Consider the following 17102-nt stretch of genomic DNA (forward strand, 5'->3'; position numbering starts at 1 on the left):
TATCCGGTAAACAGCACATTACCTTTTTTATCACCACCACCCAATTGCGCGGCTTGAATGCCAAACGCACTCAACGCACTGGTATCTCCGCTCTGTTGCGCCCACTCACTTAATCGTTGATATAGCGGTTGGTATATCTTCGCCATGGATGGTGACTTTATCACCACTTGCTCAGCTTGCTTGTTAAATTCAGTAAAATCGCGTGGTTTGTTAGACTCAACTACGTCCACTTTATTGAGGATCTGAGGAAACTCACCATCAAGATATTGCTGAGCACGATCATTTTGTTGAGCACAGCCAAAGAGTAGGCTCAAAGATATAATAGGAAGGAGTTTTTTTAACACGTGTCTTTTCCGTAAAAGAGAATAGCAAAAGGATGGCAAACAAATGCATACGGTGCAATTGAAAAGCAACGACAAAATGTTTCAACGCTAAGCCAATCCGTTTACTCGTTGTGAATTCATTCAGTTAATGCAACATGATAGCAGCGGAAGAATTACGGAATTGTCCGGATTATGTTTGAAAGTAAGATTTACTGATTGAGAGATGAAATTGTGATCATCCATGTGACTCACAGACGCAAGAGATCTCTGCTTAACAGACAATGATAAAAACGACTATCTTACCGCAATCCTTGCACGCCCCTCTAAACGGAATACAGGTAGATAATGCGCATTGGCATCCAGCTTCATTTCTGCATGCTGCTTACCCACAAAATTGAAGTGCCGCTCATTTGAACCCACTCGATACGAAAACGAATCCCCATCGAATTCAAAACTGGTCGCCACTGTAGAACCATTTACGGTAACACCGCGCTCACTCAACACAAATTCTTCACGAGCATAAGGCGCAACATCTTGCTCAACCCAGCGACCATAAATAGTCGATTTGGGAATGGGCGGATTAATGGTTCGAGTAATCAAATCACTATACAGCATGCACACGACAACGGTTCCAACTATCGCTATAAGCATGAGAGAACGCTCTAGCCACTTACGAAGCATTGATTTAGATGACGTTTTTGACAGATTGGAAGCAGTGATCGCAGCATTCTTATTAACAGCAGAAGACATGAGGTTCACGTATTGAGGAAAGACGCACCCATTGTAACCTTCCCTTTTAACGGGACCAAGAACCTACCTCAATATGTTTGTGCTTTATTCCAAAATTTCACCTTGCCACCAAATGAATAAAAAGGCATTATTTTAACATAATTAAACAAAGGAATGGCTGTAGTGAAAATTCGTAGTACTGCTCTCGTAAAAGGATTCCGTCAATCAACACCTTATGTCAATGCTCACCGCGGAAAAACCATGGTGATCATGCTGGGCGGAGAAGCCGTCGCACACAAAAATTTTGGCAACATTATTAATGATATCGCCCTCATGCACAGCCTCGGAATCAAAGTCGTGGTGGTGTATGGTGCACGTCCTCAAATTAATCAGCTGCTAGAAAAACAAGACCTCACTACGCCTTACCACAAAAATATCCGCATTACGGATGAATCGGCTTTATCTGTTGTTATGCAAGCTGCCGGACAACTTCAGCTTGCGATTACTGCGCGCCTATCAATGAGCCTCAACAATACTCCGATGGCAGGTACCCAGCTCAATGTCGTTAGCGGAAACTACATCATTGCCCAACCACTCGGCGTTGATGATGGTGTGGACTATTGCCATAGTGGACGTATTCGCCGCATTGACACCGACGCGATTAATCGCACGCTCGACCAAGGCTCTATTGTGCTACTTGGCCCCATTGCGAGCTCTGTGACTGGCGAGTGCTTCAATTTATTATCGGAAGAAGTCGCCACCCAACTAGCGATAAAGCTGGGTGCGGATAAGCTGATTGGTTTTTGCTCCGAACAAGGTGTCATTGATGACAACGGCAATGCTGTCGCCGAGTTACTGCCAATTGAAGCGGAGCATGTCATCAAAACACTCTCTGAAAATACGTCTCCTGACCTAGATTACAACACTGGGACACTGCGCTTTCTTAAAGGCTCTATTGCCGCTTGCCGTGCCGGAGTACCTCGTAGCCACTTGATCAGTTATAAAGTAGATGGCGCCTTAATTCAGGAGTTGTTCTCTTTCGACGGTATCGGTACCCAAGTTGTTATGGCGAGTGCTGAACAAGTGAGGCAAGCTAATATTGACGATATTGGCGGTATCTTAGACCTCATTCGCCCTTTAGAAGAACAAGGTGTACTCGTTAGGCGCTCTCGAGAGCAGCTAGAGCAAGAGATTGGAAAATTTACCATCATTGAAAAAGACGGCTTGATTATTGGCTGTGCTGCCCTTTATCCATACCCAGAAGAGCGTAAAGCAGAGATGGCTTGCGTAGCGATTCACCCTGACTATCGTGATGGAAACCGAGGTTTGTTACTGCTCAACTACATGAAACATCGTTCTAAATCCGAAACCATTGATCAGATTTTTGTCCTCACGACACACAGTTTGCATTGGTTTAGAGAGCAAGGTTTTTACGAAGTCAGTGTCGACTATTTGCCTGGAGCCAAACAAGGGTTATATAACTTCCAGCGTAAGTCCAAAATCTTAGCGTTAGATTTATAGCTTAACCTTAAATCAGGGAGCGAAACTTAACGTTCCACTATACCAACTAACCTCAAAGGGCAGGATTTAGTTCATTAACGCTCAACCCTGCACATCGAGCTTGTTTAGGAACGAGTTTGTTTAGGAGTAAGGCCACACATAACCCCTACTCCGGACTAGCGGGTCATCATGTAAACCCAACTTAGATATGCGCAAACCATTGCTTGATTTTTGTTCCAATTTTATCTTTTAAATATACATTTGGTTGGCTATACTCTGCTCGCTAGTGATTGGTTTTTAACCAATACGAATGGATCTAGGTGATGTAATGTAGCCTTCACCCTAAAATACTGGGCAATTGAAAAACTAGTTAGCTCCGTATTGCACACCAAGGACAGTTGTTAATCTGACTTTAAATAAGCCGAGACGAGCACTGTTATGAGAACAATCATTTGTAATTCGCTTCAAAGCTTCTGGGATATGGCTGACAATCAGTTTTTAGAAGGCCTAGACGTCCACTGTGTTTTCCCCGTAAATGACGCTATCCGAGATTTTATTCTTGCTTATCAACAGCAATACAAAATACGCAGCGTGTCTTTTACCAATGCGTTTGCAAAACATGCATAAAAGAAGACCGAGCCATAAGCTCGGTCTTCTTGTTTTAGTTGGTAAGCCGCTTTACTAACCCACTCGCGCGAGTGGTTTTCACCTTAATGCCTCGCTTCAGAACATTGAGCTCGGCGTAAAGAGCTAAACGCTTTTTCGCGCGGGTAATGCCTGTGTAAATCAACTCACGGGTTAATATCGGGCTAAAGTCTGGTGGCAAAATCATAAGGGTGTAATCAAATTCACTGCCTTGCGATTTATGGATGGTCATGGCGTAAGCCGTTTCATGTTCAGGTACTCGGCTTGGCAAGACCGATTTCACACTGCCGTCAGGTAACTCGAAAAAGACTTTCAAACGCGGTTCTTCTTCACTGTCATCTCGCATACAAATACCAATATCACCGTTATACAAACCTAAACCGTGATCATTACGCGTAACCATGACAGGTCTGCCGTGATACCAAATTTCATCCTGAACTTGAATGAACTTGCGCGCCGCAAGCGCTTTCTCGATGCGTTGGTTTAGCCCAGCCACACCGAAGTCACCTTCACGGATCGCGCACAGCAGTCGGCATTGGTTGAAGGTATCTAACACCGCTTTGGCTTTGTGCGTTAGCGACTCTGGCTCTCCGGTTTTAGGATCAGTTTCCTGTTGTCCAATGCGTTTGAGGTAACGACCGTATTCCTGCACCAACGTCTGCATCATTTGGTTGTAATGTTGACTACTTAGTGCGAAATGTTCGATATCGGAAAAGTCACGCGCCCAGACGTTATCTACGCTCGCAGCAGAACCGGAATTAACCGCTTTTGCCAACTGACCAATGCCTGAGCGAGCGTCAAATCGGTAGCTCTTTTGCAGCATACATAAACTATCAGCAATGCTAGATGCACTGTTACCCGTATGGGCTAAAGTATCGAAGCCCGTCAGTTTTGCGATGGCTGACGCCTGCTCTTTGCCATAACCCAACGCATGGAACGAACAGATATCACCCAACACTGCCCCTGCTTCAACTGAGGCAAGTTGATCTTTATCACCTAGCAAAATCAGCCGCGCATGTTTCGGTAAGGCATCGACCACTTTATACATCATTGGTAAATCGACCATCGACGCTTCGTCGATAACCAAAATATCCAAATGCAGTGGATTTTGCTTGTTGTGACGAAATTCTGCGCTATTAGGAATCGCACCCAGCAACCGATGTAAGGTACTCGATTCAGTCGGAATTTTGGCTTTTAGCTCCGGAGAAACTGGCAGCTCTTGCACCGCTTTACCAATGGACTCGGTTAATCGCGCCGCCGCTTTCCCCGTCGGGGCCACCAGCTTGATGGTTAGATTTTTCTCTTGCGTCGCCTGTTCAATCAAAGCAGCAAGCAATTTGGTTACTGTCGTCGTTTTACCCGTACCAGGGCCACCAGAAATCACAGCAAATCGACGAGTTAACGCAACCGCCGCCGCGACTTTTTGCCAGTTCACACAAGCTGAGAGTGGCACGAGTTCATCCAGTATTTGCAAATCTTGAACCTTGCGCGCATTGCTAAGCACGGAATCAATGGCGTGCCAATCCAACGATTCGCTTGCGACCACATCAAGGTGGTCACACACCAATTGCTGACGCAACACTTGGTTGCTGCTTCCCGCTTCTACTGCTTTGCCCAACGCGTTAAACAGAAAATGGTATTGGCGTGCGAACAGATGGTTGAGCAACTCCGATAATCGCGCAAACTCTTGTGGTTGCAAGTTAACTGCGGCGCCCAGCTGATTGAGCTTTTCCGCCAGTGTCACTTCATAATGCCAATAGCGATGCAGATACAGACGCTCACCATCGAACATTAAAGGCAAGGCTTCTCCTTGCGCGCCGACCACGCTGGAATTTTGTAATACTTGAATCCAGTCTATGCCTTGCAACTGTGTGTTAAGCGCCAATGCCGACTCACCAAACAGCCCTAGCTTACTGGCTAAATCCGTAGTTTGCCCTTGTGCATCGCACAGAGACAGACAGATATGTCCTTTACCAAGCTCACTACTGACAACACCAGCGATAAACGCCAGTGCTTGGCTGTCCGACTGTTCATCATGCGTTTGAGAATCAATAAAACAGGCGAATTGGTAGTCGAGCTGACGAATAGCACCTTTGTGCGCCAAGCGTTCCAACACTACCAATAGGCTATCTTGGTCAGAATGAAGATTGTGATTTGTCGTCATTAAAGTAGCTCCATCTGCCCGGCTTGAGTTGAGCGCGTTTCAAGTACTTGACCATCAATCAAACGATCCATCTCTTGTAAGAACTCGAAAGTTGGTTTCGCGGCAAAAATGCCGTGGTCACTCTGCCCATCCATGCCGCGCAAGAACAAGTAATACACGCCACCAAAGTGCTGTTCATAATCATAATTGGCCAATCGGCTGCGTAGGAAACGATGCAGGGCTAACGCATAAATCTGGTACTGCAAATCGTAGCGGTGATCTGCCATCGCCGATTTCAGAGCCTCACCATGATAGTGCGTCACATCGTCGCCAAGATGATTCGATTTCCAGTCAAGCACGTAGTATTTACCTTGATGTTCAAACACCAAGTCGATAAAACCTTTGAGCATGCCTTGCACGGTTTGGAAACCTAAATCCCCCGCTTTCGCCGACAACGGATCGTGACGTTGAATGACTCGGTTTAACGCCGGTGCAGACAAAACTTCAATCGGCAGCAAAAATTCCATCTCCACCAAACGTTGCGACGGTGCTTTTTGATTCAGCAGCAAAGACTTACCATCCAACGGCGTTGCGAGTACGGTATCAATCAATTGCTGTAAAATAGGTAGCCACTCTTCATCGAGCTGTTCGCTTTCCATCAAGCCAAGGATGATTTGTGTATTCTCTTCCGTAGTGGCTGGCTGAGTAAATTCAACTTCCTCAAACAAGCTGTGCAGGAACGTACCCGGACGCGCACCACGAGGGAAGGTAAAAATAGAGCGCTCTGGCTCCACCAAATCCGCTTCGTCTTGCTCTTCAGATGAGTCGATATCAAAACCCGTAATCTCAATCGTGGCATCATGCTCGGCGTGATGAGAGCCTTGCTTGACCAAGCCAGAATAACTGGTGATGCGCCAGTTTCTATCGATAGGGTTTTGCAGCTCTTTCGCGCTAAGATCGTGTATTTCTTCTTGTGGCGCTACGTACTTCTCTTCGAGTTGCTGCGGCGGATCGGCCACAACGACACAATCAAGCTCGTCTTGTTGCTTTGTTAAACCTTGTTGCAAATCGTTAATGCCACCTTCTTGACCATTTTGAATCAAATAGCCAATCGCACTGCGGTGTACACCAGTTGGCTCTTTGGTCGAACGGCCATTGCGCAAAGGTGAGGCACCGATAAAACACGCATACACAGCTCGCGTTAGTGCTACGTATATCAAGCGTAAGTCTTCCGCCAAACGCTCTTTATCCGCTTGCTTCATGGACGCATCGTTGCCAGTAATATCCAGTACCGTGCGGTCATTGGCTGCATCGTAATATTTGGCTTCACTGGCTTCTCGATAGCTGAACACAAACGGCAGAAATACGAGGTCATACTCCAAGCCTTTTGATTTGTGAATAGTTACGATCTGCACTAAGTTACGTTCCGATTCTAAACGTTGGATTTGGTCATCACTGCCACCCAAACCGTTTTCCGCATCACTGATAGACTGAGCGAGCCAACGCAGTAGACCGTGATCGCTGTCCAGTTCATTACTGGCTTGTTGAAGCAGTTCACCGATGTGCATTAAATCGGTAAGCACTCGCTCACCATTTTCACCCTGTGAACTCGCGCCTTCTTCTAGTAATCGCTCGGCAATATGGCGTTTGCTGATCACCGCCCGCAGCATCGGCAGCACACCACGCTGAACCCAAAGTTTGCGATATTCTTTGAATTCGTTTACGGCGTTTTCCCACACAATTTCATCGTTATTAAGTGCATCCAAACTTGCTGCATCAAGGGCAAACAGCTCAGAGGCAAGACTTGCACGCAGCGCACGGTCATTTTCTGGAGTCAGCACCGCTTGCAGCAAACGCTGTAGATCCTGCGCCACTGAACTGGTAAACACACTGTCTCGGTTAGACAGGTACACGCTGGCAATGCCTTGTTCAGCCAGCGCTTGTTTGATCATTCGACCTTCACTACCTGTTCGAACCAACACCGCGATATCGCCCGCTTGAACCGCTTTCTGTTTTTCGCCATTCACCAGACACGCTTGCCCCTGTTGAGCCTGCGTCAAAATAGTTTGGATTTGGCTTGCAGTCGCCTCTGCCATTCGAGTCAAATACTCGCCTTTTGGTAGCGGTTTATCGTCCGCTTCTTGCAACCAATAAGTCAGCGCCGGTTGCTTTTGGCCACCCATAGTCCAAATGCGTTTTTCGGCATTGGGACTGTACTTAACGGGTAAGAACGGAATATCTGAATCATAGATAAATGGACTGTCTGGCAAAGCAAATACTTGGTTTACCGCCTGCACCATATCTGCGCTAGAACGCCAGTTGGTTCCTAACGTATAGTGGGCACTTACTTGGTTACGCGCTTTGATATAAGTGAAAATGTCTGCGCCACGAAAGCCATAAATCGCCTGCTTGGGATCACCGATCATAAACAAACCACATTCCGGATTATTCAGATAAATACGGCTGAAAATACTGTATTGAAGCGGGTCGGTATCTTGGAACTCGTCAATCATTGCGACAGGATACAAAGTACGAATACGCGCCGCTAAAAGCTCGCTTTCGTCCGTATCGATAGAAGCAGAAAGTTGCGTCAGCAAATCATCAAAAGAGAGCCACTGTTTTTGATTTTTCGCGTTAGCCAGCATCACACGACAATGTTCAATTGCATGAGCAAGCAGTGGCGCTTTTAAGCTGATTGGGTTAGCAAGAAATGTTTCAATGGCTTCAAATACCGCGTGCTGCGGCGCACTGCCTTTCGGTGTTTTTTCCAACAAGACGTTTTGCGCGAATTTCTCCAGCTTGTCTGGATAATCGTAACCTGTGGTTTCCGTTGCTGCCCAAGCGTTTACCGCCTCCAACCACGTCGGCAGAGACTTTTTGGTATAGCTACGTTTGTTAATATCTGAATCTGAAATTAGCGTTAAGAAGTCATCTTGGCTTTCTCGCCACTGTGCTTTTAATTCATCAATTTTTTTCAGATTTTCAGTATGAAGATCAGCCAAACTGCCTTTCATTGCCGGAACAGAAAGGCTTAACGGCGCACCAGTTAAGTAATTGCTGATGTCAGACAACAACGCAGATGGAGAGCCCCATAGCTGGCGAATTTCTCCAGCCAAGGTAAATGGCAACGGGTAGAAATTGCGGCGCCAGTAATCGGCTACAACTTGCGCTTTTAGGTGACTTTCATCGGTCACAAACTCGTTATTAAATCGGCTGCCAGATTCAAACGCATTTTGCGTTAGCATACGTTGGCAAAAACCGTGAATGGTGTAGACCGCCGCCTCGTCCATCTGACGCTCTGCCTGCAATAAAATTTCTGCGGCTTGCTTGTGATCGTCAAACTCATTAAGCAAAGGTTGGATCACCGGGTCGGAACTCTGTCCACGCGCAAACGCGATTCGCGCGTCATGGATCCTTGCCCTGATACGATCGCGTAATTCCGCAGTTGCCGCTTCGGTAAAGGTTACGACCAGAATTTGGTCGACTGTAAGCGGTACGCGATGTCGAGTTTCCTCGCAGCCGTGACCAAGCAAAAGGCGCAGATATAAACCTGCAATAGTGAAGGTTTTACCTGTACCTGCTGATGCCTCGATTAACCTCGCGCCATGCAGAGGAAACGTCATCGGTTCTAGTGGCGTTGGTTGAGGTTGCTCTGTGCGGTCTAACGTATGTAGAGGACACTCTGCACCTGACATTTGATCCATAACGCTGAATCTCTCCGGATTATTTACTAGGACGTATCACCTAATAAATGTGATCTATAGTTAAAAATTCTATTAATATGTTTAACAAGTTGGATAATTTAGAGCTTTGTGAGATCTTTCTCACGGTTATCCATAAGACGTACCGTTAGTATGCGCCCCACGAGATAAGCCAAACCTTTTTGGCGGCACAACTCAAATGAATTAAACAAAAGTATCATGGTCCCTCTGACCTTGTGGCCGTACAGCGAACGCCCTACAAAAAATAATGATTTTCTGGCGGCCACCCTACTCTTCCTTCTCTTTATCCAACTTTCTTTATCACGCTTTTACATCATCAGCGTCTTGAACCGCTAAGCGCGCACCTTGCAGTACTAATGCTGTCAGCACACGAACTTCTGAGGCCAACTCATCATTCCAAGCAGGCCAAATTCGAGAGATGTACGCATTATTGCCTTCGCCCGGGCTCATGAAGCCATCATTGAATGCGTCAGCCATTTTCTTCAAAGATTTCTCTTCGTCATCGACCCACTGACCACGGCTAAAGCCCGCTTCAACACAAGCCAACGCCGTTTTCGGGAAATAAGGCAAAGGCTTAGTCATGCCTTCGAAAAATAAGCGAACTAATTCAGTCAGTAGCTGTTTGGCATACTGCGCATCGGCAATTTCTGGGTAGATCAAATGCAGCGCGCCTTCTTTACGATCGTAACCAATGATGTGAGTTTTCTTAGCATGACCCGACGCCGACATGGCAAGGTGATCGATCCACGCTGCAAGGTAATCCTGCGATCGAATCTTACCGCTTCGATAGCGAATCAAACCGGATTGGTAGCATTGAGTTAGCCAACCTGTTAGGCGAACGTTTTTCTCTTCGCCTTCATTTCGCTCAAACAAGGAATCAAACGTCAGGTCGATTTCCAAATCGTCTTGAGGCGCACCAGATAAAAACGCCAGTTTATACACCAGCTCTTCCGCCTGAACTCGGTTGGTTTCAAATTCGATATCACCAAACGCCCCCACCGGCAGTTTGCCTTGCGCGCGCTGTTGACTCATAAAGTGTTTAAGCACCTCTGTTTTTTTCTCTGGCTGCATCAATGTCGCTTCAAGCAAGGTTTCTAACAGCTCATCACGCATTTGATAGCTTTCCAAACCACCTAAAACAAAGGGTTCGTCGTCTTCCATCACCGGTAGTGGCGGTTCAAAGATTACTTTTAAACGACGATTGAAAAAATACTGCACTGGTAAACGCCAGAAACGTTGCAACTCGACTAAGTCGAGCTCAAGCGGGAACATCGCTCCCAACAGATAGTCGTCTAATGCCCGATTAAAATCACGACGGACATAGCCTTGCGATTGACTGCTTTGAGTCAATGCCGCTGGAATCCACTCTTTCGCGTAGCTAGCATGCATGCCTTGGAACGCACTTGGGCTAAACGGCACCATGGCGTGGGTATTCACCAACGCATTTAATAAGTTGTCGCCAGACTCATCAACGGGCAACGCTTCATCACCACTTAAACAATAGTTTTGGTGACAGTATTCCATCAGCTCAGAAACCAGAACCGAAGGCACTCGCTCGGTGTTGTCTTGGATTGAACGGCCAACATAACTGATGTAGAGCGTTTGCTGTGCAGACAACATCGCTTCGAGGAATAGGTAACGGTCATCATCTCGGCGCGAACGGTCGCCCGGTTTGGTTCTTCCTGTCATCAAGTCAAAGCCTTCTGGCGGCATGGAGCGCGGATACACGCCGTCATTCATCCCCAACAGACAAACAATTCTAAACGGAATAGAGCGCATCGGCATCAGGGTACAAAAGTTCACTTGACCAGCAAGGAAGCGCTGGCTGACTCGTGTGCCAGATAATTTGTTTTGAAGGTATTGGCTGATGATCGACGGCGATAACGCATCATCAAATGCGGCATCAGCTAATTGCTCTTTGAGTTGGCTGAGCGTATCGCGAATGGATTTGAGCGCCATTTCGCCTTCTAACTCAACCGAGAAGAAGTCATCCAGCAGTGAAACCAAAGTCTCTCGCCAACCATCGATAGTTTGAACATGAGAAAGTTTGCTTCGATAAGTGCTAATTTGTTGGATAAAGTGTGCCAACTTGCCCGCCAGCTCTGCGCCCATGCCTTGCACTTCGTTGTACGGAGACAAACTGCCTTGCTCGGTTTCAAACAAGCCTGCGGATTCTGGCATCGCGTAGCCAAGCAACATGCGTTGAATACCAAATTGCCATGTGTTTTGACGGGTTTCCGGCAGTTCAAATTCGCGTCCGGTATTGGCGTCCAACCCCCAGCGAATTCCCGATTCCTCAACCCATTGTTTAGCTTGTAAGAAATCACCTTCGCTGAGTTCAAAACGCTTTAATATCGCCGGAGTTTCCAGAAGTTCGAGTAGTTCTGATGCCAAACAGCGCGTATTGGGTAAGTTCACCAACTGCATAAATGCGGCCAGAATTGGGCTCTCTTGATCGGCGGTTCGGTCAGAAATCGAATATGGAATAAAACGCTCACCCGGCGCGTTACCAAAGACCGCCTGAATCGCAGGGCTGTAAGCGTTGATGTCCGCGACCATCACGATAATATCGCGCGGTTTTAACGTTGGGTCAGCATCGAACATCGCCAACAGTTGATCATGCAGCACTTCCACTTCACGCATCGGGCTGTGACAAGCGTGTAGGCTCAGTGATTTATCACCCAAGCTAACCACTTGTTTGTGATGACTGTTTTCAATCTGTTGGTCATCTTGATGTTCTTCAAGATTGAGAATATCCGCTTGCAATTGATGGAGCAGACTGTCGCGCTCAACATCAACAAAGGCTTCAATTTCATGAGATTCCAGCTGAGACAACAGATACATATTGTCGCGCCCGAGTTTACCCATGGATGCCAACAGACTGTTTCCGACCACATCGGTGTGCAGCTCATCGATCACATTATCTTCCAGTGATCCTTTCAGTTGCTCAGTTTCACCTTGCACTTCCGAGTGATCGTCCTGCCACACAACGTGCTGACGATGTTTCGCCGCCAAACGAGCCAGATATTTGCGATCTCGAACTTCACCCCAGTAATAACGACACGGGTTGGTGAACATCAGATGCACGTCGATGTGTTCACCAATTGCTTTTAGCGCATCCATATAGCGAGGCGGCAACGAAGAAATACCAAAAACAAACAGACGCTTCGGCAGATGGTCAAAGCTACCGTTGAAGTTTTCGAGCGTATCAATGAAGTGTTCGTACAAATTGGCACGATGATAAGGCGATTGCCCAAGGGTAACCGTGTGGTCGTACAATGCCTGCCACAAAATCGGCTGCCATGGGTGTTCGTCTTCAAGTTCAGGCACCGTTTGTCCGGCTTCCCAGCTTGCAATCCATTCTGGGCGATACACCAAGTAACCATCGAAAATATCGGCAATTTTCTCAGCCAGCTGATACAGCTTAGAGTGGTCACTGTCATCTTTGAGGTACTGCGCTAACGGCGAAAACACCTCTTGGTTGAGAAGCCCCGGAAGCAAATGCATCAACTTCCACGTCATCGCTTCTTTGTTAAACGCACTGCGTTTTGGCACGTCTGGCAATACCTGCGTAAACATTTCCCAAATGAAAGTCGCAGGGAGCGGAAAATCAATGTTCGCGGCAACACCAAACTCTTTGGCCAATTCCATTTTTAGCCACTGGGACATGCCTGGACTTTGAACCAGAATTTGTTCTTTTTCGAACGGGTTTTCCAGCGGACTGATTCGAATCAGTTCGACAAGGAGTGATTTAAGAACGTCAACTTGGTTGGAGTGATAAACAGTAAACAAATTGGGAATACCGAGCGCCGATTGAAACTGTTAGCTAGCTTAGCACAGCCCTATTTAAACCCGCAGTGATCTCGCGTTCGGAAAAAACAAAAGGTTATATATCACTCAAATAGAGTATGAATCTTCTGAATTTTCACATGTCAATCAAGTCTGACACTTCCATACAAAATGTGACATTCGTCGCAACTATTCCATAATAAAAAACACTGTTTTATACTCCCTCTACCCATAATTTATAAACAAACAAAAAGTATGTTTCGCAAACTGTCTTCCAACAGCGCTTGGCTGATTGCTTTTTTTGCTTGCTTTGCAGTGTACCTGTCGATCGCTTGTTATCCTTTTGTGTTGTCTAACAATCAGAATGAACCGCTAACCTTGTTGCAAGGTTACTATTTGGTTTCGACTCAATATGGCTGGCTGGGCTTGATCGCTCTTCCATTTATGTTGTTGAGTTTATTGCTCTCTTTTCTACCGACTCGAGCATTCAAAGGTATCGTGATCGCTATCGCGATCTGTCTATTGATCATGTTTAAAGTCGATATCCTCGTTTTTCAGCAATACAAACTTCACATCAACGCCCTATTAATCCGTATGTTTTTCGAAGGTGGCGGTGATGTCTTCGATATTTCTTGGATGAGTTGGCTTATCTTCGTCAGTGAAGTTGCCGTTCTGGTGATCGGGCTCGCCTGTACCGTTTGGGTAAGTAATCAACTGTCAGAAAGCCGAGCTAAGTTCGTTTTGATCAGCGTTTGGTTTGCTGTATTGCTTAGCACACAGATGATTCATGCGTACAAAAACGCACTTTACGACGATGAAGTCAGTCAGTTTTCGAATAACTGGCCACTTTACTACCCGCTGACGGCTCGTAAATTTATTTACAAACACGACCTAGTGGATGAGAACATTGCATCGAAGAACCGCGTAGAGTTAACCAACATTGAACGTAGCTCACTCAACTACCCGCTTGCGCCGATTCAAGTGCAAAGCAAAGAGAAACAGCCCAATGTTTTGTTTATCTTGGTTGACGCGTGGCGCTACAGTGATGCGACGCCGGAAGTCATGCCAAATGTCAGCAAGTTCGCCGAAAAAACGGTGAATTTCACACAACATATGAGCGGCGGCAACTCAACTCAAGCGGGTATTTTCAGCCTGTTTTACAGCTTGCCCGCGACCTACTGGGAAAGCTTTTACGCAAGTCAACGCTCTCCTGTGTTTATGGATACGCTGCAAGCAGAAGGCTACCGCATGGGCATTTTTGGCTCAGCACCGCTCACCAGTCCGCCACTCTCTCGCACGGTATTCAAAAAAGTGTCGGATTTGACCCTGAAACAAACTGGGGAAACAGCTGTCGAGCGCGATCAGCAGATAACAGACAAGTTCATCGAGTTCCAAAAGCAGGACAGCGACAAGCCGTACTTTGGTTTTCTGTTCTACGATGCCGCCCACGGCACGGTGTTTCCTGAACCTGAATTTGCGAAATTCAAACCATACTGGGAACGCGTTGACCACATTTTGCTCAACAACGATTTTGACGCTTCGCTTTACCACAATCGATACAAGAACTCGTTGTACTACATCGACAGCTTGATTGGTGATGTGCTGAAAAACGTCGACTTAGACAACACCATTGTGGTGATTTCATCAGATCATGGTGAAGAGTTTAATGACCATAAGATGAACTATTGGGGCCACACGGGTAATTACAGTGACGTTCAAGTGCATGTGCCTCTTTACGTGTACATGCCAAATCGTCAGCCAGAGCAAGTTGATTACCGCACGACCCATTTTGACGTCGTGCCAACCATGATGAATACGCTGTTTGACGTTCAAGGCACAACGAGTTCATACAGCGTTGGTCATAACTTGTTTGATAGCTCTGCCTCTCGCGATTGGTATATTGCAGGCAGCTACTACAACTATGCATTGGTCGGCAAAGAACTGATGCTTGTGGTCAACCCTGGCGGGCACTCTCAGCAACTGAATCGCCAGTTAAAAGTCGAGAAAGAACAGAAAGTTCCTGTCGATATCATTCGTCATTCTCTGGATGAGATGTCGCGATTTTACAAAAAAGGCTAGCGTCCAACATCGACGCCGATTGAAATAAAAAAGCCTCTTGGTTGTAAGACCAAGAGGCTTTTTCCTATCTGCTATTTAAGCGTGATGAGCGTGCATCAAGCGTGGCTGAATCAACAAGTTGTTGATGTATTGTAAGGCCACATAAGAGACAACAAATGTTGCCACAATCAACTCAAGACCAGCTAAGCCTCGCACTTGTTGAACATAGTGCGCAGCCAATCCTTGCAACTCCATCCAATTCGCCATTTTAAACAGCGCCGTCGCACCGATCACCATCGGGAAGGAAAACGCTGCATAGCCAGGGCTGAATGGCAGTCTAAGCAATTTAAAGAACGCGAGATATATGATGGCTGTCATCAATACCGCGATACCAAATAGCATAGCGATGATCACTGGTGATGGTGTCGCAGTGACCGTTAAGTACCCTGCCAATGATAGACTTGCTGGCGCCGCCATAATTGCCATGGTTGGTTTTGCTGCATCCGGAATTTCATGGGTAAACATGAAACGGTAAATCATCATCGGCAACATGATCGCGTACGCCACCATACCAAACATCAATGCACCTTGTGCCACTGGTGCTAACATAGGGTTGCCAGAGAAAGACACATCCGCAACGATGATACCCACAGGCGGTACAAACCAACTAGGAACCATGTGGTGCAATTCAAAATCTTTGGCGCGATGGTAAACAAAGCTCACCAAGAATACGATGTGCAAAACCACCGCAATCAGCCAAAGCGCATCGCCAGCTAATGGGTAAAAATGGCCGAGAGAGTTCGATACCACCATAGTGCCCATCGCAAATGTCGGAACCACGCTGCCCACAACCGGATGAGCAAGATCTTGTCTCAATAGATGATTATGTAGCAAAAACTTGGTTGCCAATATAGCCAACAATATGCTCGCGATACCCGCACTAATCCACTGTCCGTAGCCATGTAATTCGGCGAAGTTTTCCCAACTCCAGCCCAAGCTTGCAATACCAAGAGCCAAACCCGCCATTGGAGTTGGCGCTCCCATTACTTTTGCTTTTGTTCTTTGAATCATGATGACCTCAACCAGACTCACTCTTGATGAGACGTATAATACGCTTGCACTTCGTTCCGATATATCTAATTATTTAAAACAAACGTTCAGAATTACTTAACGGTGGGGTATGGCAAGTCACATTTCTCTTAAACAACTGAAAGTGTTTACGACGATCACGCAGCACAAAACGCTCACAGCGGCTTCTGATAGTCTCTTTTTATCGAAAGCCGCAGTGAGCATGGCACTCTCAGAATTAGAAAAGCAGATCGGCCATCACTTATTTGATCGTGTTAATAACCGACTGATTTTGAACCAAGAAGGTCAAAAATTACTGCCACTGGCGGATGAATTACTCAACCGAGCCAAGGACATCGAGAGCATTTTCGATGGTGACCAAGCGCTATCGGGCCAACTTCGCATTGGTGCCAGCGACACCATTGGCAACCAAGTCGCGCCCTATTTGCTTAGCGAATTTCGTCAGCAAACGAACCATCGTTCTCAAAGTCTGTTCATTTCTAACTCCGCACAAATCTGCGACATGCTGACCGATTACGAGTTAGACATAGCCCTCATTGAAGGCAAAACACTTCACCCTGAATTGCAGTCTACCCAGTTTAGCGAAGATGAAATGTGCGTGATTTGCGCGCCCAATTCCCCAGCCGCGCACGAAGGGCCAGTAAACTTAACCGAGCTAGAAAACAGTGAATGGATATTGCGAGAGGCAGGCTCTGGCTCACGCGAATTTTTTATGCGCGTTGTCGCGCCGCGCTTGGAACATTGGCATGAAGCTTTTCAGCTCAATACCACCGAAGCGTTGATCAACTCAGTATCGGCAGGGTTAGGCTTGGGCTGTTTGTCACGTTTGTCTGCAGAACCTGCTATTCGTGACGGCCGCGTAAAACTGCTCGACATGCCTTTAGATATGAAACGTCGCTTCTGGTTACTGGTTCATAAAGAGAAATATCAAAGCCCATTGCTCAAAACGTTTATCGAATTTTGCCAAGATTGGGAGCGACCAACAAACCTTCCTTTGGCGGACAAATCCGCAAAGTGAAACCAAGATAGTTTAAATGCTAGTCAGTTAGTTGTACGTGTCTCTCATTCTGAGGCTTGTCGCTAGACTTGATTGGTCAAAAACTG

At 46.5% G+C, this 17102-nt stretch carries 9 protein-coding genes and 1 pseudogene; 4 read left to right on the forward strand and 6 right to left on the reverse strand.

Annotated elements, in window-relative coordinates:
• Together R7P35_RS08065 and R7P35_RS08070 are read right to left on the reverse strand one after the other, a co-directional pair.
• Positions 1–344 (reverse strand): annotated as a pseudogene (locus R7P35_RS08065) (murein transglycosylase A); the annotation flags it as partial.
• Between the two features lie 273 nt (positions 345–617).
• Positions 618–1073: a DUF2850 domain-containing protein gene (locus R7P35_RS08070; RefSeq protein WP_005380234.1), complete on the reverse strand. Its 456-nt coding sequence runs from the start codon at positions 1071–1073 to the stop codon at positions 618–620.
• Positions 1074–1235: 162 nt separating this feature from the next.
• On the opposite strand from R7P35_RS08070, the gene argA reads away from it, so the two are divergent.
• Together argA and R7P35_RS08080 are read left to right on the forward strand one after the other, a co-directional pair.
• Positions 1236–2573, forward strand: coding sequence for an amino-acid N-acetyltransferase (gene argA / locus R7P35_RS08075; protein ID WP_012841478.1), 1338 nt, complete (start codon positions 1236–1238; stop codon positions 2571–2573).
• 417 nt (positions 2574–2990) lie between these two features.
• On the forward strand, positions 2991–3179 hold the full coding sequence (locus tag R7P35_RS08080) for a hypothetical protein (RefSeq protein WP_005380230.1): 189 nt from the start codon (positions 2991–2993) through the stop codon (positions 3177–3179).
• A 34-nt stretch (positions 3180–3213) separates the two neighbouring features.
• Here R7P35_RS08080 and recD read toward each other — a convergent pair whose 3' ends face one another.
• The 3 genes from recD to recC all read right to left on the reverse strand — a co-directional run bounded on the left by recD (position 3214) and on the right by recC (position 12854).
• Positions 3214–5361: an exodeoxyribonuclease V subunit alpha gene (gene recD / locus R7P35_RS08085; protein ID WP_171344504.1), complete on the reverse strand. Its 2148-nt coding sequence runs from the start codon at positions 5359–5361 to the stop codon at positions 3214–3216.
• Entirely contained in the window at positions 5361–9035 is a 3675-nt protein-coding gene (recB, locus tag R7P35_RS08090; protein WP_213904913.1) for an exodeoxyribonuclease V subunit beta, read from the reverse strand. Before recB ends, recD begins: the two co-directional genes overlap by 1 nt.
• 327 nt (positions 9036–9362) lie before the next feature.
• Positions 9363–12854, reverse strand: coding sequence for an exodeoxyribonuclease V subunit gamma (recC, locus tag R7P35_RS08095; protein WP_258458537.1), 3492 nt, complete (start codon positions 12852–12854; stop codon positions 9363–9365).
• A 252-nt stretch (positions 12855–13106) separates the two neighbouring features.
• Between recC and R7P35_RS08100 the strand changes: the two genes are divergently transcribed.
• On the forward strand, positions 13107–14930 hold the full coding sequence (locus tag R7P35_RS08100; RefSeq protein WP_132936903.1) for a DUF3413 domain-containing protein: 1824 nt from the start codon (positions 13107–13109) through the stop codon (positions 14928–14930).
• Positions 14931–15005: 75 nt separating this feature from the next.
• On the opposite strand, the gene R7P35_RS08105 is transcribed toward R7P35_RS08100, so the two are convergent.
• Entirely contained in the window at positions 15006–15980 is a 975-nt protein-coding gene (locus R7P35_RS08105; RefSeq protein ID WP_258458538.1) for a TDT family transporter, read from the reverse strand.
• A 109-nt stretch (positions 15981–16089) separates the two neighbouring features.
• Here R7P35_RS08105 and R7P35_RS08110 point away from each other — a divergent pair, with 109 nt between their 5' ends.
• Positions 16090–17016 carry a LysR substrate-binding domain-containing protein gene (locus tag R7P35_RS08110; RefSeq protein WP_017636009.1) on the forward strand — a complete coding sequence of 309 codons (927 nt, stop codon included), beginning with the start codon at positions 16090–16092 and terminating at the stop codon, positions 17014–17016.
• Positions 17017–17102 lie beyond the last annotated feature (86 nt).

The sequence above is a fragment of the Vibrio sp. Vb0304 genome (genome assembly GCF_033338995.1).
In the GTDB taxonomy this organism is placed as follows: Bacteria; Pseudomonadota; Gammaproteobacteria; order Enterobacterales; family Vibrionaceae; genus Vibrio; species Vibrio alginolyticus.

What these genes read in the sequence shown, in the direction of transcription:
- recB (WP_213904913.1), bottom strand. Translation starts at nt 9,035, where the DNA reads ATGTCAGGTGCAGAGTGTCCTCTACATACGTTAGACCGCACAGAGCAA.
- recD (WP_171344504.1), bottom strand. Translation starts at nt 5,361, where the DNA reads ATGACGACAAATCACAATCTTCATTCTGACCAAGATAGCCTATTGGTA.
- R7P35_RS08105 (WP_258458538.1), bottom strand. Translation starts at nt 15,980, where the DNA reads ATGATTCAAAGAACAAAAGCAAAAGTAATGGGAGCGCCAACTCCAATG.
- R7P35_RS08110 (WP_017636009.1), top strand. Translation starts at nt 16,090, where the DNA reads ATGGCAAGTCACATTTCTCTTAAACAACTGAAAGTGTTTACGACGATC.
- R7P35_RS08080 (WP_005380230.1), top strand. Translation starts at nt 2,991, where the DNA reads ATGAGAACAATCATTTGTAATTCGCTTCAAAGCTTCTGGGATATGGCT.
- R7P35_RS08100 (WP_132936903.1), top strand. Translation starts at nt 13,107, where the DNA reads ATGTTTCGCAAACTGTCTTCCAACAGCGCTTGGCTGATTGCTTTTTTT.
- R7P35_RS08070 (WP_005380234.1), bottom strand. Translation starts at nt 1,073, where the DNA reads ATGTCTTCTGCTGTTAATAAGAATGCTGCGATCACTGCTTCCAATCTG.